Consider the following 21989-nt stretch of genomic DNA (forward strand, 5'->3'; position numbering starts at 1 on the left):
GTGCAGAACCTAGACAAGGCGGCCGTGCCCCGCCATGTGGCCATCGTGATGGATGGCAATGGGCGCTGGGCCAAGAAGCGCTTTCTGCCGCGCTTCTTCGGCCACAAGCAGGGCGTGGACGCCCTGGTGCGCATCGTCCAGGCCTGCCTGGACCGCGAGATCGAGTACCTGACCGTCTTCGCGTTTTCGAGCGAGAACTGGAAGCGCCCCAGCGACGAGGTGTCGGGCCTGATGGGCCTGGTGCTGGCCGCGGTGTCGCGCTATCTGGCCCGCCTGGGCGACATGGGGGTGCGCATCCGCATCGTCGGTGACCGCGAGGCGGTGTCGGACAAGCTGCGTGCCGCCTGGAACGAGGCGGAGAGCAGCACCGAGCACAACACCCGGCTGACGCTCAACGTGGCTTTCAATTATGGCGGCCGCTGGGACATTGTCCAGGCCTGCCGCAAAGCCATCGCGGCCGGCGTGCCGGCGGACGCGCTCACCGAGGCCAAGCTGTCCGAATTCATGGCGATGAGCTATGCGCCGGACCCGGATCTCTTCATCCGCACCGGCGGCGAGATCCGCATCAGCAACTTCCTGCTCTGGCAGGCCGCCTACACCGAGTTCGTGTTTTCCGACTGTCTGTGGCCGGAGTTCGGCGAGGCGGAACTGGACGCCGCGATCCAGGCCTTCCGGACGCGCGACCGCCGCTTCGGCGGCGTCAATCCCCAGCCGGTGGCCCAAGGAGCCTGAGTGCTGCGTACCCGCATCATCACCGCGCTCGTGCTGCTGGCGCTGCTGCTGCCGGCGCTGTTTGCCGCCAGTCCGTTGCCGTTCGCTCTGCTGACCCTGGCGATGATTGCCGCGGCCGGTTGGGAATGGGGGAGGCTCAACGGCCTGGGGCAGGGCGCCGCGCTGGCGCTGGGCGCCGCGGTCGCGCTGGCCTGCGCGGCGGCGCTGTCCGGCCTGGGCTTGCAGGCGGCGCCGGGTTGGGTCTGGTGGCTGGTCGGCGGCCTGTGGGTGCTGGGCGGTGCCCGGGCGCTGAGCCTGGGGCCGACGGGCTGGCCGCGTCTGCCGCGGGCGCTGCGCCTGGCGCTGGGCGTGCTGCTGCTGTGGGCGGCCTGGCTGGCGCTGGCGCAGGCGCGCGCGCGCGGCATCAATTTCCTGCTGTCGGTGTTCTGCCTGGTCTGGATGGCGGACATCGCCGCCTACTTCTGTGGCAAGGCCTTCGGCCGCCGCAAGCTGGCGCCCGCGATCAGTCCCGGCAAGAGCTGGGAAGGCGCGATCGGCGGCCTGCTGGGCGTGCTGCTGCTGGCCGTGCTCTGGGCGCGGTTCATTGACGCCCGTGTCGCGGTCGACTCCGTGAGCCTTTATCAGCTGCTGCTGAAGGGTCAGGTGTTGCCGGTGGCGCTGCTGGCCCTTGTTTTCCTGGGTGCGATGAGCGTCGTCGGGGATCTGTTCGAATCCCTGGTCAAGCGTGCCGTCGGTGCCAAGGACAGCAGCGCGCTGCTGCCTGGCCATGGCGGCGTGCTGGACCGCATCGACGCGCTGCTGCCGGTGCTGCCGCTGGCGATGGCGATCAGCAGCCTCTAGCCTCTTTCCGTCGAGTTCCGATCATGACCCCCTCTCGCAAGCAGCGCGTCGTCGTGCTGGGCTCCACCGGATCGATTGGCACGAACACGCTGGACGTGCTGGGTCGGCACCCGGAGCGCTTCGAGGTGTTCGCGCTGTCCGCGATGAGCCGCGTCGACGAACTGGCCGCGCAGTGCCGCCAGTGGCAACCGCGCTTCGCCGTGCTGCCGGACTGCGCACTGGCCGCGCAGCTGCGTGTGCTGCTGCGCGAGGCTGGCCTGCGTACCGAGGTGCTGGACGGCGAGGCGGCGTTGGCCGAGATCGCCGGCCATCCCGATGCCGATGTGGTGATGGCCGCGATCGTCGGTGCCGCCGGGCTGGCTCCGGCCATCGCCGCGGCGCGCGGTGGCAAGCGACTGCTGCTCGCCAACAAGGAAGCCATCGTGCTTGGCGGCGCGCTGTTCATGCAGGCCGTGGAGCAGGGCGGCGCGACGCTGCTGCCGGTCGACTCCGAGCATTCGGCCATCTTCCAGTGCCTGCCCGAGGATCGCAGCGCCTGGGCGCGGCGCATTGACCACATCGTGCTGACCGCGTCCGGCGGGCCGTTCCGCGAGCGCGATCCGGCCACGCTGTCGGCGGTCACGCCGGCGCAGGCCTGTGCCCACCCCAACTGGGTGATGGGGCGCAAGATTTCGGTGGATTCGGCCACCATGATGAACAAGGCGCTGGAAGTCATTGAAGCGCGCTGGCTGTTCAATCTGGCGCCCGAGCAGATCCGCGTGCTCATCCATCCGCAGAGCATTGTTCATTCCATGGTGGTGTGTCGCGACCAGTCGGTGCTGGCGCAACTGGGCACGCCGGACATGCGCGTGCCCATCGCCTATGCGCTGTCCTTCCCGGAGCGCGTCGAATCGGGCGCCAGCCGGCTGGACCTGCTGAGTGGTCGCGGTCTGAGCTTCGAGGAGGCTGATGAGCGACGCTTCCCCGGTCTCTTCCTGTCCTGGCAGGCGCTGCGCGCCGCCGAGGGGGCGACCGCGGTGCTGAACGCGGCCAACGAGGAGGCGGTGGCCGCCTTCCTGGACGGCGGCCTGCGCTTCGATCTGATTCACCGCGTGAACCGCGAGACGCTCGAAGCGCTGCAGGCCACGCGCGACGAGTGCGCCAGCGTCGAGGGCCTGATGGCACTGGACGCCCGGGCCCGCCGCCACGCCCAGGCCCTGATCGAGGAGCTGCGATCGTGATCTCGTCGGCCCTGGCCTTTGTCGTCACCCTGGGCGTGCTCATCGTGGTGCACGAATGGGGCCATTACCGGGTCGCCCGGGCCTGCGGGGTCAAGGTGCTGCGTTTCTCGGTGGGCTTTGGCAAGGTGCTGTGGCGCCGCCAGCGCCACCCCGACGCCACCGAGTTCACGCTCAGCGCCATTCCGCTGGGCGGCTATGTCCGCATGCTGGACGAGCGCGAGGGTCAGGTCTTGCCGCAGGAGCGCGACCAGGCCTTCAACACCAAGCCGCTGTGGCAGCGCGCGGCCGTCGTGGCCGCCGGGCCGGCCGCCAACCTGGTGCTGGCGGTGCTGTTGTTCGCGGCCTCGGGCTGGTTGGGCCAGCAGGAACTGAAGCCCTTGCTGGCCTCGCCGCCGGCCGGCAGTTTGGCTGAGCGCGCCGGTGTGCGCGCCGGCGACTGGGCGCAGTCCTGGTCTTGGGACGGGCAGAACTGGGAGGAGCTGCGCTCGCTGGCCGATCTGAACTGGCGCCTGACCCAGGCGGTGGCCGAAGGCCGGCCGCTGCAGCTGGAACTCAGCAACGCGCAGGGGCATGGCCGGCGCGCGGTGCAGCTGGACATCGACCGCCTGCCGGGTCGCGAGATGAATGCCTCGCTGATGCGTCAGTTGGGGCTGGGCGGCGTCTACAGCGAGCCGGTGCTGGGTGAGATCAAGGCGGCCGGTCCGGCCGACCGCGCGGGGCTGCGCGCCGGAGATCGCGTGCTGAGCATCGATGGTCAGCCCATCGTCGACGGGGCGCAGGCGCGCGAGCGCGTGCGCCAAGCGTTGCAGGAGGGCGAGGGTCGCCGCATGCGCTGGCAGGTCCAGCGTGGCGGACAGCTGGTGGACCTGGAGGTGCTGCCGCGCGCGCTTGAGCTCAATGGCCAGCGCATCGGTCGCATCGACGCGGAGCTGGGCTCGCGACCGGAGACCGTGCAGGTGCGCTACGGCTTCTTTGAGGGCCTGCGGCAAGGCGTGCAGCGCAGCTGGGACCTCAGCGTTCTGACCCTGAAGACCCTGGGCCGCATGGTGATCGGCGAGGCCTCGCTGAAGAACCTCAGCGGCCCGCTGACCATCGCCGATTACGCCGGCCAGTCCGCGCGCATGGGACTGACGCAGTACCTGGGCTTTCTGGCCCTCGTCAGCGTCAGCCTGGGGGTGCTGAACCTGCTCCCGCTGCCCATGCTCGATGGCGGACACCTGATGTATTATCTTTTCGAGGGCTTGAGCGGCCGCCCCGTCTCCGAGTGGTGGCACAAGCAGCTTCAGCGCGTTGGCGTCGCTGTTCTGCTGCTGATGATGAGCCTGGCCCTTTCCAACGACCTGACCCGCTTGCTGGGTCTGCACTGAAGCTTCCGCATGTCCCCACTTTCGCCTATGCGTATGCGCCCGACCTTGAGTTACGTGGCGGCGTTGGCCGCTGTCCTGCACGCGGGCGCCGCCTGGGCCGTCGAGCCCTTCGTCCTGAAAGACATCCGCGTCGAGGGCCTGCAGCGGACCGATCCGGGCACGGTGTTCGCGAGCCTGCCTTTCCGCATCGGCGACACCTACAACGATGACAAGGGTGCGGCCGCGCTGCGTGCGCTGTTCGCGACCGGCCTGTTCAAGGACGTCAAGATCAACATCGACGGCACGGCCGTCGTCGTGGTGATCGAAGAGCGGCCCATCATCGCCAACGTCAGCTTCGCGGGCTTGAAGGAGTTCGACACCGAGGCGCTGAACAAGTCGCTGAAGGACGTGGGCATCGGCGAAGGCAAGCCCTTCGACAAGGCCCTGGCCGACCGCGCCGAGCAGGAGCTGAAGCGCCAGTACCTGACGCGCAGCTTCTACGGCGCCGAGGTCACGACCACGATCACGCCGCTGGAGCGCAACCGCGTCAATGTGAGCTTCTCGGTCACCGAGGGCGAGCCGGCGAAGATCAAGGAGATCCGCATCCTGGGCAGCAAGGTCTTCTCCGAAGGCACGCTGCTGGGCCTGCTGGAGCAGACCACCAGCGGCTGGCTGACCTGGTACACCAAGACCGACCGCTACAGCCGCACCAAGCTGAACGCGGACCTGGAGACCATCCGCTCCTACTATCTGAACCGCGGCTATCTGGAGTTCAACGTCGAGTCCACGCAGGTCACGATCTCGCCGGACAAGCAGAGCATCAGCATCGCGGTCACCGTGCACGAGGGCCAGCCCTACACGGTCAGCGCGATCAAGCTCGAAGGCGAGTTCCTCGGCCGCGACGAGGAGTTCAAGCGCCTGATCGCACTCAAGCCCGGCCAGGCCTACCAGGGTGAGGCGGTGGCGCAGACCACGCGCAACTTCCAGGACCTCTACGGCACCTTCGGCTACGCCTTCGCGCGCGTCGAGAGCCGGCCGGAAATTGATCGCGCCACCGGCCAGGTGGTCGTGACCTTCGTCGGCGAGCCGCAGCGCCGCGTCTACGTGCGCCGCGTGCTGGTCTCGGGCAACACGCGCACGCGGGACGAGGTCATCCGCCGCGAGTTCCGTCAGTTCGAGTCCGCCTGGTACGACGGACAGCGCATCAAGAACTCACGCGACCGCGTCGAGCGCCTGGGCTATTTCAAGGACGTCAACATCGACACCACCGAGGTGCCCGGCTCGCCGGACCAGGTGGATGTGACCATCTCCGTTACCGAACGTCCGACCGGCAACATCACCGTCGGTGCCGGCTACTCCAGCGCCAGCAAGCTGTCGCTGTCGGGCTCCATCCAGCAGGACAACGCCTTCGGTTCGGGCAACTACCTGGGCATCCAGGTCAACACCGCGCGCACCGGTCGCGCGCTGGCCATCTCCACCGTGGATCCTTATTTCACGGTGGACGGTGTCTCGCGCGGTCTGGACGTGTTCTACCGCACCGTGAAGCCGATCAACACCCTGGGTGAGGAGTACCAGCTGGCGACGGTGGGCGGCTCGGTCAAGTTCGGTGTGCCCTTCTCGGAAGAGGACACGGTCTTCTTCGGCATCGGCTACGAGAACACCCGCATCACCACCTCGCGCGGCTTGCCGTTCTCGTACTGGCTGTACCGTCACACCTTCGGCGCCAGCAGTTCAGCGGTGCCGCTGACCGTGGGCTGGAAGCGCGACAACCGCGACAGCGTGATCACGCCGACGGCCGGCCGCTACCAGCGCGTCAACCTTGAACTCAGTCCCATTGGCGATGCACGCTACGCGATCGCCAACGTCCAGCACCAGGAGTTCTTCCAGCTGACGCGCAAGTTCTCGCTGATGCTCAACGGCGAGATCGCCTGGGGCAGCGGCCTGGGCAGCCGGCCCTTCCCGCTGTTCAAGAACTTCTACTCCGGCGGCCTGGGCTCGGTGCGCGTCTTCGAGGCCGGCTCGCTGGGCCCGGTGGACATCACGGGCTCCTACTCGGGCGGCAACCGCAAGTTCAACCTGAACGCCGAGCTCTACGTGCCGGTTCCCGGCACCGGCAACGACAAGAGCTTCCGCCTCTTCGGCTTCGTGGACATGGGCAATGTCTGGGGCTCCAACGAAAAGCTCAGCGCGTCGGACATCCGCTCCTCGGGCGGTATCGGCATCAGCTGGCTCTCGCCGATGGGCCCCCTGCGTTTGAGCTATGGTGTGCCGATTCGCAAGAAGGGCACGGATAGAATCGAGAAATTCCAATTCCAGATCGGGAACGCATTCTGATGAACAGCAAGCTGTTGAAGACGGTGGCTCTGGCCGCCCTGATGTCGGCGACGACCCTGGCGACCCAGGCCCAGGAATTGAAGATCGGGTACGTCAACAGCGACCGCGTGCTGCGCGAGGCCAACATGGCCAAGGCCGCTGGTGCCAAGCTGGAGGCCGAGTTCGGTCGCCGCGACAAGGAGTTGAAGGACGCCGAAGGCAAGCTGCGCAGCGCCGCCGAGAAGCTGGAGAAGGAAGCCCCCACGCTGTCCGAAGCCGAGCGCGGCCGTCGCCAGCGTGACCTGATCGAGCAGGACCGCGATCTGCAGCGCAAGCGCCGTGAGTTCCAGGAAGACCTGAACCAGCGCAAGAACGAAGAGCTGGCCACGGTCGTCGACAAGGCCAACCGCGTGATCAAGGCGATCTACGAGAAGGAAAAGTACGACCTGATCCTGCAGGACGCCATCCATGCGAGCGACCGTATCGACATCACCAAGAAGGTGATCGATACGCTGAATGCACAGAAGTGAACATCCGGCAGGTCTGCGTCCAGGATCTGATCGCCGCCTTGGGCGGCGATCTTCTTGGTGCGGGTGAAACCCAGGTGTCGCGCGTGGCCCCGCTGGACGAAGCAGGCCCCGACGCGATCTCTTTCCTGGCCAATCCGCTCTATCGCTCGCAGCTGGACAGCACCGGCGCCGCCTGCGTGATCGTCGCGCCGGCGATGGCCGAGGCGGCCGCGGCGCGCCGGGGCGGCCAGGGCTGCGCCATCGTCACGCCGGATCCCTACCTGTACTTCGCGCGCCTGACCCAGTGGTGGGTGGCGAACATGCGCAAGCCCAGGCCCACGCCTTCGGTGCACCCGACCGCGGTCGTCGCGCCGGATGCGGTGCTGGGCGAGGACGTCGAGATCGGCCCTTATGCGGTGATCGAATCTGGCGCCCGCATCGGCCGCGGCGCCCGCATTGGTGCCCATTGCGTGGTGCAGCACGACGCCGAGGTGGGCGAGGGCACGCGGCTCGCGCCCCATGTGGTGCTGGGCCATGACTGCCGCATCGGCGCGCGCGGCCTGGTGCACAGCGGCACGGTGATCGGCTCCGACGGCTTTGGCTTCGCACCGACCCGGGGCGAGGGCGGTGTGGTCTGGGTGAAGATCGAGCAGCTCGGTGCGGTCCGCATCGGCGACGACGTCGAGATCGGCTCCAACACCAGCATCGACCGCGGCGCCCTGGGCGACACCGTGATCGCCGACGGCGTGAAGATCGACAACCTGGTGCAGATCGCGCACAACGTGCAGATCGGCACCCGTACCGCGATCGCCGGCGCGGTGGCCATTGCCGGCAGCGCCAAGATCGGTGCCTATTGCACGCTGGCCGGCGCCGCGCGCGTCAAGGGCCACATCAGCATCGCCGACCATGTCAATGTGACCGCCACCGCGGTCATCACAGGCAGCATCCACCAGCCCGGCAACTACGGCGGCCACTTCCCCTTCGACAACTACGCGAACTGGGAAAAGAACGCGGCCACGCTGCGCAAGCTGCATGACCTGCGCCAGCGGCTGCGTGCGCTGGAAAAGAAGAGCAACCCATGAAAGCATTGATCGACATCCACCGCATCCTGAAGATGCTTCCGCATCGCTATCCCATCCTGCTGGTGGACCGCGTGCTGGAGATCGAGAAGGGGCGTCGCATCCTGGCGCTGAAGAACGTCAGCATCAACGAGCCTGTCTTCAACGGCCACTTCCCGCATCGCCCGGTGTTCCCGGGTGTGATGATCCTGGAGGCGATGGCCCAGGCGGCGACGCTGCTGGCGCTGGAGAGCACGGGTACCGAGCTCGATGAGAACAGCGTGGTCTATTTCGCCGGCATTGATGGCGCGCGCTTCAAGCGCCCGGTCGAGCCGGGCGACCAGTTGCGCCTGGAAGTGGTGCTGGACCGTGCCAAGGCCGGCATCTACAAGTTCCATGGCCGAGCCTGGGTCGGCGAGGAGGTCGCGGCCGAGGCGCAGCTGATGTGCACCATGCGCCAGCTGCCGGCGGCCTGACGGAGAGCTCCGCGATGGCGCGCATCCATCCCACCGCGCTGGTCGACCCGGCGGCCGAGCTGGACGAGTCGGTCGAGGTCGGTGCCTACACGCTGATCGGTCCTCACGTGAAGATCGGCGCCGGCACGGTGGTCGGCCCGCATGTGGTGATCGAAGGCCATACCACCATCGGCCGCGACAACCGCTTCTTCCAGTTCAGTTCCATCGGCGCGGCCAACCAGGACAAGAAGTACGCCGGCGAGCCGACCACGCTGGTGATCGGCGACCGCAACACGGTGCGCGAGTTCTGCACTTTCAACGTGGGCACGGTGCAGGACCGTGGCGAGACGCGTGTCGGCGATGACAACTGGGTCATGGCCTATGTGCATCTGGCCCATGACGTGGTGCTGGGCGATCACTGCGTGCTGGCCAATGGCGTGACGCTGGCCGGCCACGTCCGCGTCGATGACTGGGCCACGATCGGCGGCCTGACCGGCGTGCTGCAGCGCATGCGCATCGGCGCGCATGCGATGGTGGGCTTCCAGGCCCATGTGGCGCAGGACGTGCCACCGTTCATGATGGTGGACGGCCATCCGCTGGCCGCGCGCGGGCTCAACCTGGTGGGGCTGCGCCGGCGCGATTTCACGTCCGAGCGGATCGCCGTCGTCAAGCAGATCCACAAGCTGCTCTACCGCAACGGCCTGACGCTGGAGCAGGCCCTCACCGCGATCGGCGAGCTGCGCGGGCAGGGCGGGGATGCCGAGGTTCAGCAGATGCTGGACTTCCTGGCCAGCGCCCAACGCGGCATCGTCCGCTGAACGGATGAACGGCACCGAACCCAGCGGAGCCGGCTTCGCCGGGTCGTCGTCCGCCGCGCCGCCGTCTGCCGCCGTGGCCGCGCCCACGCTGGGCCTGGTGGCCGGCGAGGCCTCGGGCGATCTGCTGGCCAGCCTGCTGCTGCAGGGTCTGCGCGAGCGCTGGCCCGGGCTGCTCTCCTGCGGCATCGGCGGCCCGCGCCTGGCCGAGCTTGGCTTCACCGCCTGGTGGCCCAGCCACAAGCTGTCCATCTTCGGCTATGTCGACGCGCTGTTGAACCTCCGCGAACTGCTCGCCATACGCCGCGAGCTCGGCGACCGGCTGATCGCCGACCCGCCCTCGGTCTTCGTCGGCGTCGATGCGCCGGACTTCAACTTCGGCCTCGAGCGCCGCCTGCGCGAGGCCGGCATCAAGACCGTGCACTTCGTCTGCCCATCCATCTGGGCCTGGCGGCCCGAGCGCGTGCAGACCATCAAGGCCAGCTGCGACCATGTGCTGTGCCTGTTCCCCTTCGAGCCCGAACTGCTGCAGCGCGCCGGCATCGGGGCCACCTATGTGGGCCATCCACTCGCCGATCGCATTCCGCTGTGGCCCGACCAGGCGGCGGCGCGCGTGGCGCTGGGCCTCGCTGAGGGCTCGTCCGGCGGACCGGTCGTGGCTCTGTTGCCCGGCAGCCGGCGCTCGGAGCTGAAGTACATCGCGCCGCCGCTGCTGCAGGCGGCCCGACGGATGGCGCAGGCGCGCGGCGATCTGCGCTTCATCCTGCCGGTCGCGCCCGGGCTGATGGAGATGGCCCGTGCGCTGCAGCAGGCCCATGGGCAAGACCTGCCCCTGACCCTGCTGGACGGCCGTTCGCACGAGGCCCTGGCGGCCTGCGACGTCACGCTGGTGGCCAGCGGCACCGCGACGCTGGAGGCGGCGCTGTTCAAGCGCCCCATGGTGATCGCCTACAAGCTGCACTGGCTCAACGCCTGGCGCATGCGCGGCAAGGCCCTGCAGCCCTGGGTGGGGCTGCCCAATGTGCTGGCGCGCGAATTCCTCGTGCCCGAACTGATCCAGCAGGACTGCACGCCCGAGAATCTGGCCCGCGAGGGCCTGGCCTGGCTGGACGATCCGGCGCGCTATGCGCGGGTGCAGCAGCGCTTTGTCGAACAACATGAACTGCTGCGCTGCAATACCGCGCAACGTGCCGGCGATGCCATCGCAAATCTGCTGCAGCGCTGAGGATCCGAGGCCGGTGTTCCCGGCGCGCCGCGGGCTTCGTGCCCGGTCGGGTGGGCCGAGCTTCCTGGAGATCCGCCATGCCCGCGCCTGAGCAACTCGGCCTGGCCTGGGATCGTGTGGGTCTGATTGCCGGCGTCGACGAGGCCGGCCGCGGTCCGCTGGCCGGCCCGGTGGTCGCCGCCGCGGTGATCCTGGACGACCAGGCGCCCATCGCCGGGCTTGGCGACTCCAAGGCCCTGAGCGAGAAGAAGCGCGAGCGGCTGTTCGACGAGATCCGCGCCAAGGCCTTGTGCTGCTGCATCGCGGAGGCCAGCGTCGAAGAGATCGACCGCCTCAACATCCTGCAGGCGACGATGCTGGCGATGCGCCGTGCGGTGGAGGGCCTGCGCCTGCCGCCGGCCAAGGTGCTGGTCGATGGCAACCGCATCCCGGTGCTGAAGGTGCCCGCCGAGGCCATCGTGAAGGGCGACGCCAAGGTGGCCGCCATCTCCGCCGCATCCATCTTGGCCAAGGTGCACCGCGACCGGCTCTGCCTGCAGTGGCATGAGGCCCTGCCTCAGTATGGCTTCGCCACCCACAAGGGCTACCCCACCGCCGAGCACCTGCAGGCGCTGCGCGCCCACGGCGTCAGCGCCTGGCACCGGCGCAGCTTCGGGCCGGTGCGGGAGCTGCTGGCGATCCCCTCGCTTTCCGGAGCCCCATCATGACCTGGCAGCCCATCAGCGCCCGCGACAACCCGCAACTGCAGCGCCTGCGCAAGCTGGCGCAGGACGGCAACGCCTACCGCAAGCTGGGCAGCGTTTGGCTGGAAGGCGACCACCTCGGCCGTGCCGCGCTGCAGCGCGGGCTCGGCCCTCAGCTGGCGCTGATCACCGAGGAAGCGGCGCAGCAGCCCGCGCTGCGCGAGCTGGCCGAGCGGGCGCCGCGGGTGCTGGTCGTGTCGTCGGCGCTGTTCAAGACCGTCTCCGGGCTGGAATCTCCCGCGCAGATCGGCTTCGAGCTGGCGCTGCCAGCGACGCAAGACCTGACCCCGGGCGTGGACAGCGTGGTGCTGGACCGCCTGCAGGACGCCGGCAACGTGGGCACCATTCTGCGCAGCGCCGCGGCGCTGGGCTTCGGCCAGGTGCTGGCGCTCAAAGGCACGGCCGCGCTGTGGTCGCCCAAGGTGCTGCGCGCCGGCATGGGGGCGCACTTCGCGCTGCGCCTGGTCGAGGGCCTGGGCCCGGAGGATTTGTCGCGCCTGCAGCTGCCCCTGCTGGCCACCAGCTCGCATGCGGCCCAGCAGCTGCACCAGGTGCGCCTGCCCCGGCCCTGTGCCTGGGTGATGGGCCATGAAGGGCAGGGCGTGCAGCCGGCGTTGATGGCGCGTTGCTCGCTGACCTTGGGCATTCCGCAGCCCGGCGGCGAGGAATCGCTCAATGTCGGCAGCGCGGCGGCCATCTGCCTCTACGAGAGCGCGCGCCAGCGGCTGGCCTGAGCCCGAGCGAGCGGCGCCCCGGGCGCCCCTTGGCGCTCAGGACGCCGCCAGCCCCACCACGCCAGCGGCGATCAGCACGGCGCCGGCCAGGCGCCAGCCGCGCTCGCCTTCGCCCAGCAGCTGTCCGCCCAGCAGCGCCGCCACCAGCATGGACAGCTCGCGCGCCGGTGCCACGCGAGACAGCGGCGCCAGCTGCATCGCGTACAGCACCAGGATGTAAGCCAGCGGGCTGAGCGCGGCGACCAGCAGCGCGTAAGGCCATTGCCGCCGCAGCGCTGGCCAGAATCCGCCGCGGTCGCGCAGCACCGGCGGCAGCGCCAGCGGGACGCGCAACAGGTTGCAGAGGTAGTCGTAGAGCAGCGGCGAAACGGCCAGCATCTTCACCGCATAGCCGTCGACCACGCTGTAGCTGGCGATGGTGGCGCCGGTAAGCAGCCCCCACAGCAGGCCCAGCTTGCGTCGCCGCTGCTGCTCGGCGTCGCCGCGCGCCAGCAAGGCCGGGCCCGCGGCGATCAGCAGGATGCCGCCCACCACGCCGGCCAGCCCCAACGCGCCATAGACGCCCAGGTGCTCGTCCAGCAGCACCAGGGCCACCAGCGACGAGATCAACGGCCCGCTGCCGCGCGCGACCGGGTAGACCACAGTCATGTCGGAGGCGCGGTAGCCAGCCAGCAGCGCATTGAAGTAGGCCAGGTGCAGCGCCGCGCTCAGCAGCGTGGCGGCCCACTGAGGCCAGCCCCAGCGTGGCAGCTCATCCACGCCCACGTAGACGGCGACCGGCAGCCACAGCAGCGCCACGCCCAGCGAGCTGGCGAGCACGAAGTGATGGTTGCCCTGCGCCTTCTTCGCGCCCAGATTCCACAGCGCATGCAGCAGCGCGGCGGCCAGCACCAGGGCCAATGCGGCGGCGCTCAATAGATCAGCCTGTCCGGACGGATGTCGCGCAGGATGGTGGTCGCGATTTCCTCGATGGACTTGTGGGTGGAGGAGAGCCAGGCGATGCCGGCTTTCTTCATCATGGTCTCGGCCTCGCGCACCTCGTAGTGGCAGTTCACCAGGTCGGCGTATTTGCTGCCCGGGCGGCGCTCATTGCGGATCTGCGACAGGCGCTCGGGGTCGATGGTCAGCCCGAAGCACTTGCTCTTGTGCGGCATCAGCATGGAAGGCAGCACGTTGCGCTCGAAGTCCTCGGGGATCAGCGGGTAGTTGGCGGCCTTGATGCCGTGCTGCATCGCCAGGTACAGCGAGGTGGGCGTCTTGCCGCAGCGGCTCACGCCGACCAGGATCACGTCGGCGCGGTCCAGGTTCTTGGCCGATTGACCGTCGTCGTGGGCGAGCGAGAAATTGATCGCCTCGATGCGGTCGTGGTACTCCTGGCTGCGCGCCACGTCGGAGAAGCGGCCGACGCGGTGGTTGGACTTGAGCTGCAGCTCCTGCTCCAGCGGTTCGATGAAGGTGCCCACCATGTCCATCACCATGCCTTCGCAGCGGCTGCGCACCACCTCCAGCACCTCGCGGTTGACCAGGGTGGCGAACACGATGGCCCGCTCGCCCTCGCGCCGGCCAGTCTCGTTGATCTCGTCGACCACCTCGCGGGCCTTGTCGACACTGTCGACGAAGGGGCGGCGCACATGGCGCGGCTTGATCGAGAACTGGGCCAGGATGGAGTTGCCGAAGGTCTCGGCCGTGATGCCGGTGCCGTCCGAGACAAAGTACACGGTGCGTTGGGTCATGGTGACAGTGGGGCTCTGGCGCCCCGCGCTGAAGAAGGCCTGATCGCATCTTAAGGGCGCGAACCCGTAGAATTCCCGCCAGTTTCAATCCATGCCCCCGATGAACGCGCTCCGCCCCCCATCACAACCGATCAGAAATCGGGCGATGCTGCGCGCCGGGATGGCCCTTTGTGGATCGGCCGCCGTCGTGCCGACCAGGGCCAGGCAGGGAAGCCCGGTTTCTCAACATCACGGAGTTTTCCCATGTCTGATGCACGCTTCGAGGCGGCCGCCCTGGTCGTACCCTTCGAGAAACTGAGGATGGACGACGTCGAGGTCGTGGGCGGCAAGAACGCCAGCCTCGGCGAAATGATCTCCCAGCTGGCCGAGTCCGGCGTTCGGGTGCCCGGGGGCTTCGCCACCACGGCGCATGCCTTCCGCGAGTTCCTCAAGTACGAGGGACTGGACCAGCGCATTCACGCCCGGCTGTCCAGCCTGAACACCGACGACGTGCGCGCGTTGGCCGAGGCCGGTGCCGAGATCCGCGGCTGGGTCGAGGCCCAGCCCTTCCCGGCGGACCTGGAGGCGGCGATCCGCGAGGAATTCGCGCGCCTGACCGCCGGCAATCCTGCGGCCTCCTTCGCGGTGCGCTCGTCGGCCACCGCCGAAGACCTGCCCGACGCCTCCTTCGCCGGCCAGCAGGAGACCTTCCTGAACGTGGTCGGCATCGAGCAGGTGCTGCACAAGATGAAGGAGGTCTTTGCCTCCCTCTACAACGACCGCGCGATCAGCTACCGCGTGCACAAGGGCTTTGCCCACAGCGAGGTGGCGCTGTCGGCCGGCGTGCAGCGCATGGTGCGCTCCGACCTGGGTTCGGCCGGCGTGATGTTCACCATCGACACCGAGTCGGGCTTCAAGGACGTGGTCTTCATCACCTCCAGCTACGGCCTGGGCGAGACGGTGGTGCAGGGCGCGGTCAACCCCGACGAGTTCTACGTGCACAAGCCGGCGCTGACCAAGGGCAAGTTCGCGCTGATTCGTCGCAACCTGGGTTCCAAGCTGATCAAGATGAGCTTCGCGACGCCCGAGGAGAAGGCGGCGAGCGGCAAGCTGGTCAGGACCGAGGACACCGAGCCGGAACAGCGCAACCGCTATTCGCTGAACGACGAGGAAGTCATCCAGCTGGCCCGCTACGCGCTGATCATCGAGCAGCACTATGGGCGTCCGATGGACATCGAATGGGGCAAGGACGGCGGCGACGGCCAGCTCTACATCCTGCAAGCCCGTCCCGAGACGGTGAAGAGCCAGGCCGAAGGCCAGGTCGAGCATCACTTCAAGCTCAAGGGCCACAGCACGGTGCTGGCCGAGGGGCGCGCGATCGGGCAGAAGATCGGCACCGGCCCGGTGCGCCTGGTCCACAGCATCGCCGAGATGGAGCGCGTGCAGCCCGGTGACGTGCTGGTCACCGACATGACGGACCCGAACTGGGAGCCGGTGATGAAGCGCGCCAGCGCCATCGTCACCAACCGCGGCGGCCGCACCTGCCACGCCGCCATCATCGCGCGCGAGCTGGGCATCCCGGCGGTGGTCGGCTGCGGCGACGCGACCGAGACGCTGAAGGACGGCCAGCTGGTCACGGTGGCCTGCTCCGAGGGCGACACCGGCCACATCTACGACGGCCTGCTGGAAACCGAGGTCACCGAGGTGCATCGCGGCGAGCTGCCGTACTGCCCGGTGAAGATCATGATGAACGTCGGCAATCCGCAGCTGGCCTTCAACTTCGCGCAGATGCCCAGCAGCGGCGTGGGCTTGGCCCGCCTCGAGTTCATCATCAACAACAACATCGGCGTCCATCCCAAGGCCATCCTGGACTATCCGAACGTCGACGCCGACCTGAAGAAGGCGGTGGAGTCGGTCGCCCGCGGCCACGCCTCGCCGCGCGCCTTCTACGTGGACAAGCTGGCCGAGGGCATCGCCACCATCGCCGCCGCCTTCTACCCGAAGCCGGTGATCGTGCGCCTGTCCGACTTCAAGAGCAACGAGTACCGCAAGCTGATCGGTGGGTCGCGCTACGAGCCGGACGAAGAGAACCCCATGCTGGGCTTCCGCGGCGCGTCGCGCTACATCAGCGGCGAGTTCTCCGACGCCTTTGCGATGGAGTGCGAGGCTCTCAAACGCGTGCGTAACGACATGGGCATGAGCAACGTCGAGATCATGGTGCCCTTCGTGCGCACCGTGCGCCAGGCCGAGCGCGTGGTCGGCATGCTGGCCGAGCGCGGGCTCAAGCGCGGCGTCGACGGGCTGCGCGTGATCATGATGTGCGAGGTGCCCAGCAACGCCATCCTGGCCGAGCAGTTCCTGGAGCATTTCGACGGCATGTCCATCGGCTCCAACGACCTGACCCAGCTGACGCTGGGCCTGGACCGGGATTCGGGCCTGGAGCAGCTCTCCGGCGATTTCGACGAGCGCGATCCGGCCGTGAAGGCGCTGATTTCGCGCGCGATCACCGCCTGCCGTGCCACCGGCAAGTACATCGGCATCTGCGGTCAGGGCCCCAGCGACCATCCGGACTTCGCCGACTGGCTGGCACAGGAAGGCATCGTCTCCATCTCGCTGAACCCCGACACGGTGATCGAGACCTGGCAGCGACTGGCCGCCCGCTGAGGCGGCTCTTCGCCGCCGGATGGCGTTGACCCCGGCGCGCTGCCATCGCGCCGGGTGTCCGGGGGTGCCGCCGCCAGGCGCCCCCGGCGCGGGTCATCCGCGATGCGCGCCGTGCGGAGGCGGCGCATCATCCGAGCTATGTCCAGCCCTCTTCCTACCGCCAGGTTCCGCCAACGCCTGGACCGCATCTACCTCGGCTACACGCTGGGGTTCGCGGTGCTGGTGCTGGTGCTGGCCGTGCTGGAGTACTGGGGCCTGCCCAAGCGCTGGATCGGCTTCTCCTTCCTGGCCGTCACGGTGGGGGTGTATGCCGGCATCGGCATCCTGAGCCGCACGACCGACCCGGAGGAGTACTACGTGGCCGGGCGCCGCGTGCCGGCCTTCTACAACGGCATGGCCGCCAGCGCCGATTGGATGAGCGCGGCGTCGTTCCTGGGGCTGGCGGGCAGCCTCTATCTGTCCGGCTACGGGGGGCTGGCCTTCGTGCTGGGCTGGACCGGCGGCTTCGTGCTGGTCGCGCTCTTCCTGGCGCCTTATCTGCGCCGCTTCGGCGGCTTCACGGTCGCCGATTTCTTCGGCGAGCGCTATGGTGGACGCGACATCCGCCTGCTGGCCGCGGTGGCGACGGTGCTGGTGTCCTTCGTCTACGTCGTGGCGCAGATCTATGGTGTCGGGCTGATCACGACGCGGCTGACGGGGCTGAGCTTCGAGATCGGCGTGTTCGTCGGTCTGGGGGGCGTGCTGGTGTGCTCCTTCCTGGGCGGCATGCGGGCGGTGACCTGGACCCAGGTGGCGCAGTACATCATCATGATCCTCGCCTACCTAGTGCCGGTGCTGTGGCTGTCGGCCAAGCAGACCGGCTTTGTGCTGCCGCATTTCAGCTATGGGCAGCAGGTCCAGGCCATCACGCTGCGCGAGGACCAGCTGATCGCCGACAAGGCCGAGCTGGAGGTGCGTCACATCTATGCGCACCGGGCCAGCGAGGCGGAGGACCGCCTCGCGCGCGTGCCCCAGGCGCTGGCCGAGGAGCGCCTGCGCGCCTCGCAGGAGGTCGCGCTGCTGCGCGCCAAGGACGCACCGCTGGCCGAGATCCAGGCGGCCGAGAAGCGCCGCTCCGCACTCCCGCGCACCGAGGCCGACGCGGTGGACCGCTGGGGGCGCGAGATGACCCAGGACAGCGAACGGGCGAAGGAGCTGTCCGGCATGCCCCGTCACGCCCAGGCTTTCGCCGGCGATCCGCAGGGCAGTGCCGAGGAACGTGAGGCCTTCGAGCTGTCGCGGCGCAACTTCCTCGCGCTGGTGCTGTGCCTGATGGTGGGCACCGCCGGCCTGCCGCATATCCTGACGCGCTACTACACGACACCCAACGTCGCGCAGGCGCGCTCGTCGGTGACCTGGTCGCTGCTGTTCATCTCGGCCCTGTACATCACCGCGCCGGCGCTGGCGGTGATGCTCAAGTTCGAGGTCTTCAACCAACTGGTGGGCACGCCCATCGACGATCTGCCCAGCTGGATACGCCAATGGGCGCGCGTGGACCCGGGGCTGATCGCGGTGAGCGACCTCAACGGTGACGGCGTGCTGCAGCTCGGCGAGCTGCGCCTCAGCGGCGACATCATCATGCTGCTGGCGCCCGAGCTGTCCGGGCTGCCCTATGTGGTGTCGGGCATGGTGGCGGCCGGCGGCCTGGCGGCCGCGCTGTCCACGGCCGACGGGCTGCTGCTGACCATTTCCAGCGCGCTGTCCCACGACCTCTACTACCGGGTGATCAACCCGCGGGCCAGCACGACCAAACGCGTCACCATCTCCAAGGCCCTGCTGCTGGCGATGGCGCTGACCGCCGCTGCGGTGGCGGCGCAGAAGCCGGCGGACATCCTCTTCCTGGTGTCCGCCGCTTTCTCGCTGGCGGGCGCCACCTTCGTGCCGGCGCTGGTCGGTGGCGTGTTCTGGTCGCGCGCCAATCGGCCGGGGGCGCTGGCGGCGATGCTGACGGGCCTGGGCGTGACGATCTACTACATGGTCACGGCCCACCCGGCGTTGCGCCAGATGCTGGGCCTGTCCGGGCCGCCGCAGCTGTGGTGGGGCATACAGCCGATCTCGGCCGCGGTGTTCGGCGTGCCCGCTGGCGTGCTGGCGCTGGTGGTGGTCAGCCTGTCGACACCTCGGCCCAGTGCCGCCGCCACGGCGCTGGTGCAACGCCTGCGCAGCCCCGACGGACGCTGAGCGCGGCCGCATCCCTGGTCAATGTGGCGCGACTGCGCTACAATCGCGGGCTTTCCCTTGCCGGACCCAGGGCTTAGGGCATGCCTCATCCGAGGCCATGTCCGCAAGCCAGACGCATGGGGCCGGCTTTCAGGCTGGGGGCTGGCGTCGTTTTCCTGGATCCAGGGAGGCGGCCAAGGGCTGAAGGTCGTTGAAATCCATAAGGAGTGTTTATGCGTCATTACGAGATCGTTCTGCTGATCCATCCGGATCAAAGCGAACAGGTTCCGGCCATGCTGGAGCGCTACAAGGGCCTGGTCACCAACGGTGGTGGCAAGGTGCATCGTGTGGAAGACTGGGGCCGCCGTCAGCTGGCCTACATGATCCAGAAGCTCGCGAAGGCGCACTATCTGTGCCTGAACATCGAGTGCAGCAAGGAAGTCCTGGCTGAGCTGGAAACCGGCTTCCGCTTCAACGACGCCGTGCTGCGTCACCTGACCGTTGCCAAGGACAAGGCGGAGACCGCCCCCTCGGTGATGATGAAGGCTGTCGAGCGCGAAGAGGCCCGCAAGGCGCCTCAGGAAGCGTCCGCCTAATCGGCTGGCGCGAGCCAACCGCCAAGCGTTCGCGAAAGAGTCTTACCTGCCAGTTCTCCACGCGTCTGCATGAACCAGCTGGTGTTGCAGGCGCAGGTGCTGGAAATGGCCCCGATCCGCTACACCCCCGCCGGCTTGCCGGCCCTGGACCTGATGCTCATGCATGAGTCCCAGGTGGAAGAAGCCGGCAGCCTCCGCAAGGTGGCGCTGGAACTGAAGGCGGTGGCGATCGGCGACATGGCCAAGCAGGTGCAGGCGCTGGGGCTGGGCAGTCAGGCCTTCTTCAAAGGCTTTCTGTCGGCACAGCGCCAGGGTCGGGGAACGGTGTTCCACATCACCCGGCTCAAGACCTGAGGCAGACGCAGCGCAGGCTCGCATCGTTCAATCCGGATAGATTCAAAGAGGTCAATATGCCCCCCGCACGTGGTAAAGGTCGGTTCTCCAAGGACCGCAAGCCCAAGCGCAACCAACAATCGCTGCTGTTCCGCCGCAAGCGCTTCTGCCGCTTCACCGTGGCCGGCGTCGAGTCCATCGACTACAAGGACGTCGACACGCTGCGCGACTTCGTCAGCGAAAACGGCAAGATCGTGCCCGCCCGCCTGACCGGCACGCGCGCGTTCTACCAGCGCCAGCTGTCGGTCGCGATCAAGCGCGCCCGCTTCCTGGCCCTGCTGCCGTACAGCGACCAGCACAAGGTTTGAGGAGTTAGACACCATGCAAGTGATCCTGCTTGAAAAGGTGGCCAACCTCGGCAACCTGGGTGACGTGGTCAAGGTCAAGGACGGCTACGCCCGCAACTTCCTGATCCCGACCCGCCGCGCCCGTCGCGCCACCGAGGCCGCCATCAAGGAATTCGAAGCCAAGCGCGCCGAACTGGAAAAGGCCGCCGCCGAGAAGCTGGCCGCCGCCCAGACCCAGGGCGAGAAGCTGAACGGCAAGACCGTCACCATCAGCCAGAAGGCTGGCGTGGACGGCCGCCTGTTCGGTTCCGTGACCAACGCCGACATCGCCGAAGCCCTGGTGAAGGCCGGCTTCGAGGTCGTGAAGGCCCAGGTGCGCCTGCCCAATGGCCCGCTGAAGGCCGTGGGCGAGTTCACCGTGTCGGTGGCCCTGCACACCGACGTGGTCGTGGACCTGCACGTCCAGGTCGTGGCCGAGGCCGAGTAATCGCCCGCCCGACATCGGAGATCCGGTCTGCGAACCAGGCTGGATTTCCCGCATAGCCGCCGCCCGCAAGGGCTGCCACTATGCTCGAAAGCCGACGGCTGCAAAGCCGTCGGCTTTCGGCTTTCTGGGCCCGACAGTTGTCCAGTGCCCATCCCAAGCTTGCCCACAGACTTGTCCACATGTCCGCGATCTTCTCCTCCAATCCCCCCGGCACTCCCCGCGACGACGAGGTGGCGCGCCTGCGGGTGCCGCCCAACTCGGTCGAGGCCGAGCAGAGCGTGCTCGGCGGCCTGCTGATCGACAACTCGGCCTGGGATAAGGCCGCCGATCTGCTCTCCGAGGGCGACTTCTACCGCTACGAGCACAAGCAGATCTACGCGGCCGTTGGTAAGCTGGTGAACGCCGGCAAGCCGGCCGACGTGGTGACCGTCTACGAGGAGCTGACCTCGCTGGGCAAGGCGGAAGAGTGCGGCGGCCTGGCCTATCTGAACGCGCTCGCGCAGAGCGTGCCCAGCGCCGGCAACCTGCGCCGCTACGCCGAGATCGTTCGCGAGCGCGCCATCCTGCGCAAGCTGGTTCAGACCTCGGATGAAATCTCCACCGCGGCGCTGAACCCGCAGGGCCGGGCGGTCAACGAGATCCTGGACGAGGCCGAAGGCAAGATCTTCCGCATCGGCGAGGAGGGCACGCGCAGCGGCCAGGGCTTCCAGAGCATGGACCGGCTGATGGTCGAGCTGATGGACCGCGTCAACGAGCTGGCGGAGAACGGCGCCGAGGATGTGACCGGCGTGCGCACCGGCTTCTACGACCTGGACCGCATGACCGCCGGCCTGCAGCGCGGCGACCTGATCATCCTCGCGGCCCGGCCCTCCATGGGCAAGACGGCCTTCGCGATCAACATCGGCGAGGCCGTCGCGATCAACGAAGGCCTGCCGGTCGTCATCTACTCGATGGAAATGGGCGCCGCCCAGCTGGCGCTGCGTATGGTGGGCTCTATCGGCCGCATCGACCAGAGCCATCTGCGCACCGGCCGGCTCAAGGACGACGAATGGAGCCGCCTGGCCGAGGCGGTGGACAAGCTGGGCAATGCCCCCATCTTCATCGACGAGAGCCCGGGCCTCTCGCCCAGCGAAGTGCGTGCGCGTGCGCGCCGCCAGGCGCGCATCTGCGGCCAGCTGGGCCTGATCATCATCGACTACCTGCAGCTGATGAGTGGCAACGGCGGCGGCAGCGAGGAGAACCGCGCCACCGTGGTGGGCGAGATCTCGCGTGGTTTGAAAGCCCTGGCCAAGGAATTGCGCTGCCCGGTGATCGCCCTGTCGCAGCTGAACCGCTCGGTGGAAACGCGGCCCGACAAGCGGCCCATGATGTCCGACCTGCGCGAATCCGGTGCCATCGAGCAGGATGCCGACATCATCATGTTCATTTACCGCGACGAGTACTACACCAAGGAAGAGTGCAAGGAACCGGGCGTCGCCGAGATCATCATCGCCAAGCAGCGTAACGGCCCGGTCGGCACTGTGAAGCTGGCTTTCCAGCGCCAGAACACGAAGTTCGAGAATCTGGCGCCCGGCTACACCGGCGGCGGCGACGAGTACTGATCGTTCGGGGCCGACGGCCGCGCGCATCCGTTCGTCGCAGGCGCTTGGCGGAGGTCAAGG

21 protein-coding genes are annotated in these 21989 nt (G+C 68.2%); 19 read left to right on the plus strand and 2 right to left on the minus strand.

Going from position 1 to position 21989, the window contains the following annotated elements; genetic code table 11:
- The 12 genes from uppS to LZ017_RS02080 all read left to right on the plus strand — a co-directional run bounded on the left by uppS (nt 1) and on the right by LZ017_RS02080 (nt 11990).
- Complete coding sequence (gene uppS, locus LZ017_RS02025; protein ID WP_308194054.1) at nt 1–732, plus strand: polyprenyl diphosphate synthase; 732 nt, start codon at nt 1–3, stop codon at nt 730–732.
- The gene (locus LZ017_RS02030) at nt 733–1572 is read left to right on the plus strand and encodes a phosphatidate cytidylyltransferase (RefSeq protein WP_241298375.1); all 840 of its coding nucleotides are present in this window, start codon (nt 733–735) and stop codon (nt 1570–1572) included.
- Between the two features lie 23 nt (nt 1573–1595).
- Nucleotides 1596–2792, plus strand: coding sequence for a 1-deoxy-D-xylulose-5-phosphate reductoisomerase (locus LZ017_RS02035; RefSeq protein ID WP_241298376.1), 1197 nt, complete (start codon nt 1596–1598; stop codon nt 2790–2792).
- Complete coding sequence (gene rseP / locus LZ017_RS02040) at nt 2789–4159, plus strand: RIP metalloprotease RseP (RefSeq protein ID WP_241298377.1); 1371 nt, start codon at nt 2789–2791, stop codon at nt 4157–4159. Before LZ017_RS02035 ends, rseP begins: the two co-directional genes overlap by 4 nt.
- A 9-nt stretch (nt 4160–4168) precedes the next feature.
- Nucleotides 4169–6472, plus strand: a complete 2304-nt coding sequence (bamA, locus tag LZ017_RS02045; protein ID WP_374109863.1) for an outer membrane protein assembly factor BamA — start codon at nt 4169–4171, stop codon at nt 6470–6472.
- The gene (locus LZ017_RS02050; RefSeq protein ID WP_241298379.1) at nt 6472–6981 is read left to right on the plus strand and encodes an OmpH family outer membrane protein; all 510 of its coding nucleotides are present in this window, start codon (nt 6472–6474) and stop codon (nt 6979–6981) included. Before bamA ends, LZ017_RS02050 begins: the two co-directional genes overlap by 1 nt.
- Complete coding sequence (gene lpxD / locus LZ017_RS02055; RefSeq protein ID WP_374109864.1) at nt 6978–8042, plus strand: UDP-3-O-(3-hydroxymyristoyl)glucosamine N-acyltransferase; 1065 nt, start codon at nt 6978–6980, stop codon at nt 8040–8042. Before LZ017_RS02050 ends, lpxD begins: the two co-directional genes overlap by 4 nt.
- On the plus strand, nt 8039–8494 hold the full coding sequence (gene fabZ, locus LZ017_RS02060; RefSeq protein ID WP_241298380.1) for a 3-hydroxyacyl-ACP dehydratase FabZ: 456 nt from the start codon (nt 8039–8041) through the stop codon (nt 8492–8494). Before lpxD ends, fabZ begins: the two co-directional genes overlap by 4 nt.
- Nucleotides 8495–8508: 14 nt before the next feature.
- Nucleotides 8509–9291 (plus strand): acyl-ACP--UDP-N-acetylglucosamine O-acyltransferase, encoded by a 783-nt coding sequence (gene lpxA / locus LZ017_RS02065; protein WP_241298381.1) that lies wholly within the window; start codon nt 8509–8511, stop codon nt 9289–9291.
- Between the two features lie 4 nt (nt 9292–9295).
- Nucleotides 9296–10513: a lipid-A-disaccharide synthase gene (lpxB, locus tag LZ017_RS02070; RefSeq protein ID WP_241298382.1), complete on the plus strand. Its 1218-nt coding sequence runs from the start codon at nt 9296–9298 to the stop codon at nt 10511–10513.
- A gap of 77 nt (nt 10514–10590) precedes the next feature.
- The gene (gene rnhB / locus LZ017_RS02075) at nt 10591–11220 is read left to right on the plus strand and encodes a ribonuclease HII (protein WP_241298383.1); all 630 of its coding nucleotides are present in this window, start codon (nt 10591–10593) and stop codon (nt 11218–11220) included.
- Nucleotides 11217–11990: an RNA methyltransferase gene (locus tag LZ017_RS02080; protein WP_241298384.1), complete on the plus strand. Its 774-nt coding sequence runs from the start codon at nt 11217–11219 to the stop codon at nt 11988–11990. Before rnhB ends, LZ017_RS02080 begins: the two co-directional genes overlap by 4 nt.
- A gap of 36 nt (nt 11991–12026) precedes the next feature.
- On the opposite strand, the gene LZ017_RS02085 is transcribed toward LZ017_RS02080, so the two are convergent.
- Both LZ017_RS02085 and LZ017_RS02090 read right to left on the minus strand, forming a co-directional pair.
- Nucleotides 12027–12905 (minus strand): DMT family transporter, encoded by an 879-nt coding sequence (locus tag LZ017_RS02085; protein ID WP_241298385.1) that lies wholly within the window; start codon nt 12903–12905, stop codon nt 12027–12029.
- Nucleotides 12902–13723, minus strand: a complete 822-nt coding sequence (locus LZ017_RS02090) for a pyruvate, water dikinase regulatory protein (RefSeq protein WP_241298386.1) — start codon at nt 13721–13723, stop codon at nt 12902–12904. Before LZ017_RS02090 ends, LZ017_RS02085 begins: the two co-directional genes overlap by 4 nt.
- Nucleotides 13724–13966: 243 nt before the next feature.
- Between LZ017_RS02090 and ppsA the strand changes: the two genes are divergently transcribed.
- The 7 genes from ppsA (at nt 13967) to dnaB (ending at nt 21929) form a co-directional block, all read left to right on the plus strand.
- On the plus strand, nt 13967–16366 hold the full coding sequence (gene ppsA / locus LZ017_RS02095) for a phosphoenolpyruvate synthase (RefSeq protein WP_241298387.1): 2400 nt from the start codon (nt 13967–13969) through the stop codon (nt 16364–16366).
- A gap of 138 nt (nt 16367–16504) precedes the next feature.
- Nucleotides 16505–18586 carry a sodium:solute symporter family protein gene (locus LZ017_RS02100; protein WP_241298388.1) on the plus strand — a complete coding sequence of 694 codons (2082 nt, stop codon included), beginning with the start codon at nt 16505–16507 and terminating at the stop codon, nt 18584–18586.
- Between the two features lie 212 nt (nt 18587–18798).
- Complete coding sequence (gene rpsF / locus LZ017_RS02105) at nt 18799–19161, plus strand: 30S ribosomal protein S6 (RefSeq protein WP_241298389.1); 363 nt, start codon at nt 18799–18801, stop codon at nt 19159–19161.
- Nucleotides 19162–19230: 69 nt separating this feature from the next.
- On the plus strand, nt 19231–19515 hold the full coding sequence (gene priB, locus LZ017_RS02110; protein ID WP_241298390.1) for a primosomal replication protein N: 285 nt from the start codon (nt 19231–19233) through the stop codon (nt 19513–19515).
- Between the two features lie 56 nt (nt 19516–19571).
- Nucleotides 19572–19862 (plus strand): 30S ribosomal protein S18, encoded by a 291-nt coding sequence (gene rpsR, locus LZ017_RS02115; protein WP_241298391.1) that lies wholly within the window; start codon nt 19572–19574, stop codon nt 19860–19862.
- Nucleotides 19863–19875: 13 nt separating this feature from the next.
- On the plus strand, nt 19876–20328 hold the full coding sequence (rplI, locus tag LZ017_RS02120; RefSeq protein WP_241298392.1) for a 50S ribosomal protein L9: 453 nt from the start codon (nt 19876–19878) through the stop codon (nt 20326–20328).
- A 179-nt stretch (nt 20329–20507) separates the two neighbouring features.
- Complete coding sequence (gene dnaB / locus LZ017_RS02125; RefSeq protein WP_241298393.1) at nt 20508–21929, plus strand: replicative DNA helicase; 1422 nt, start codon at nt 20508–20510, stop codon at nt 21927–21929.
- The last annotated feature ends 60 nt before the right edge of the window (nt 21930–21989 follow it).

Origin of the sequence: Pelomonas sp. CA6, assembly GCF_022549225.1 — a bacterium.
Lineage (GTDB): Bacteria > Pseudomonadota > Gammaproteobacteria > Burkholderiales > Burkholderiaceae_C > Roseateles.

Excerpts from the sequence above, each read along its gene's own strand:
- ppsA (WP_241298387.1), top strand. The coding sequence starts at position 13,967 with ATGTCTGATGCACGCTTCGAGGCGGCCGCCCTGGTCGTACCCTTCGAG.
- rpsR (WP_241298391.1), top strand. The coding sequence starts at position 19,572 with ATGCCCCCCGCACGTGGTAAAGGTCGGTTCTCCAAGGACCGCAAGCCC.
- rpsF (WP_241298389.1), top strand. The coding sequence starts at position 18,799 with ATGCGTCATTACGAGATCGTTCTGCTGATCCATCCGGATCAAAGCGAA.
- LZ017_RS02100 (WP_241298388.1), top strand. The coding sequence starts at position 16,505 with ATGTCCAGCCCTCTTCCTACCGCCAGGTTCCGCCAACGCCTGGACCGC.
- dnaB (WP_241298393.1), top strand. The coding sequence starts at position 20,508 with ATGTCCGCGATCTTCTCCTCCAATCCCCCCGGCACTCCCCGCGACGAC.
- fabZ (WP_241298380.1), top strand. The coding sequence starts at position 8,039 with ATGAAAGCATTGATCGACATCCACCGCATCCTGAAGATGCTTCCGCAT.
- lpxB (WP_241298382.1), top strand. The coding sequence starts at position 9,296 with ATGAACGGCACCGAACCCAGCGGAGCCGGCTTCGCCGGGTCGTCGTCC.
- priB (WP_241298390.1), top strand. The coding sequence starts at position 19,231 with ATGAACCAGCTGGTGTTGCAGGCGCAGGTGCTGGAAATGGCCCCGATC.
- LZ017_RS02090 (WP_241298386.1), bottom strand. The coding sequence starts at position 13,723 with ATGACCCAACGCACCGTGTACTTTGTCTCGGACGGCACCGGCATCACG.
- LZ017_RS02035 (WP_241298376.1), top strand. The coding sequence starts at position 1,596 with ATGACCCCCTCTCGCAAGCAGCGCGTCGTCGTGCTGGGCTCCACCGGA.
- bamA (WP_374109863.1), top strand. The coding sequence starts at position 4,169 with ATGTCCCCACTTTCGCCTATGCGTATGCGCCCGACCTTGAGTTACGTG.
- rnhB (WP_241298383.1), top strand. The coding sequence starts at position 10,591 with ATGCCCGCGCCTGAGCAACTCGGCCTGGCCTGGGATCGTGTGGGTCTG.
- LZ017_RS02080 (WP_241298384.1), top strand. The coding sequence starts at position 11,217 with ATGACCTGGCAGCCCATCAGCGCCCGCGACAACCCGCAACTGCAGCGC.
- LZ017_RS02050 (WP_241298379.1), top strand. The coding sequence starts at position 6,472 with ATGAACAGCAAGCTGTTGAAGACGGTGGCTCTGGCCGCCCTGATGTCG.
- rplI (WP_241298392.1), top strand. The coding sequence starts at position 19,876 with ATGCAAGTGATCCTGCTTGAAAAGGTGGCCAACCTCGGCAACCTGGGT.
- lpxA (WP_241298381.1), top strand. The coding sequence starts at position 8,509 with ATGGCGCGCATCCATCCCACCGCGCTGGTCGACCCGGCGGCCGAGCTG.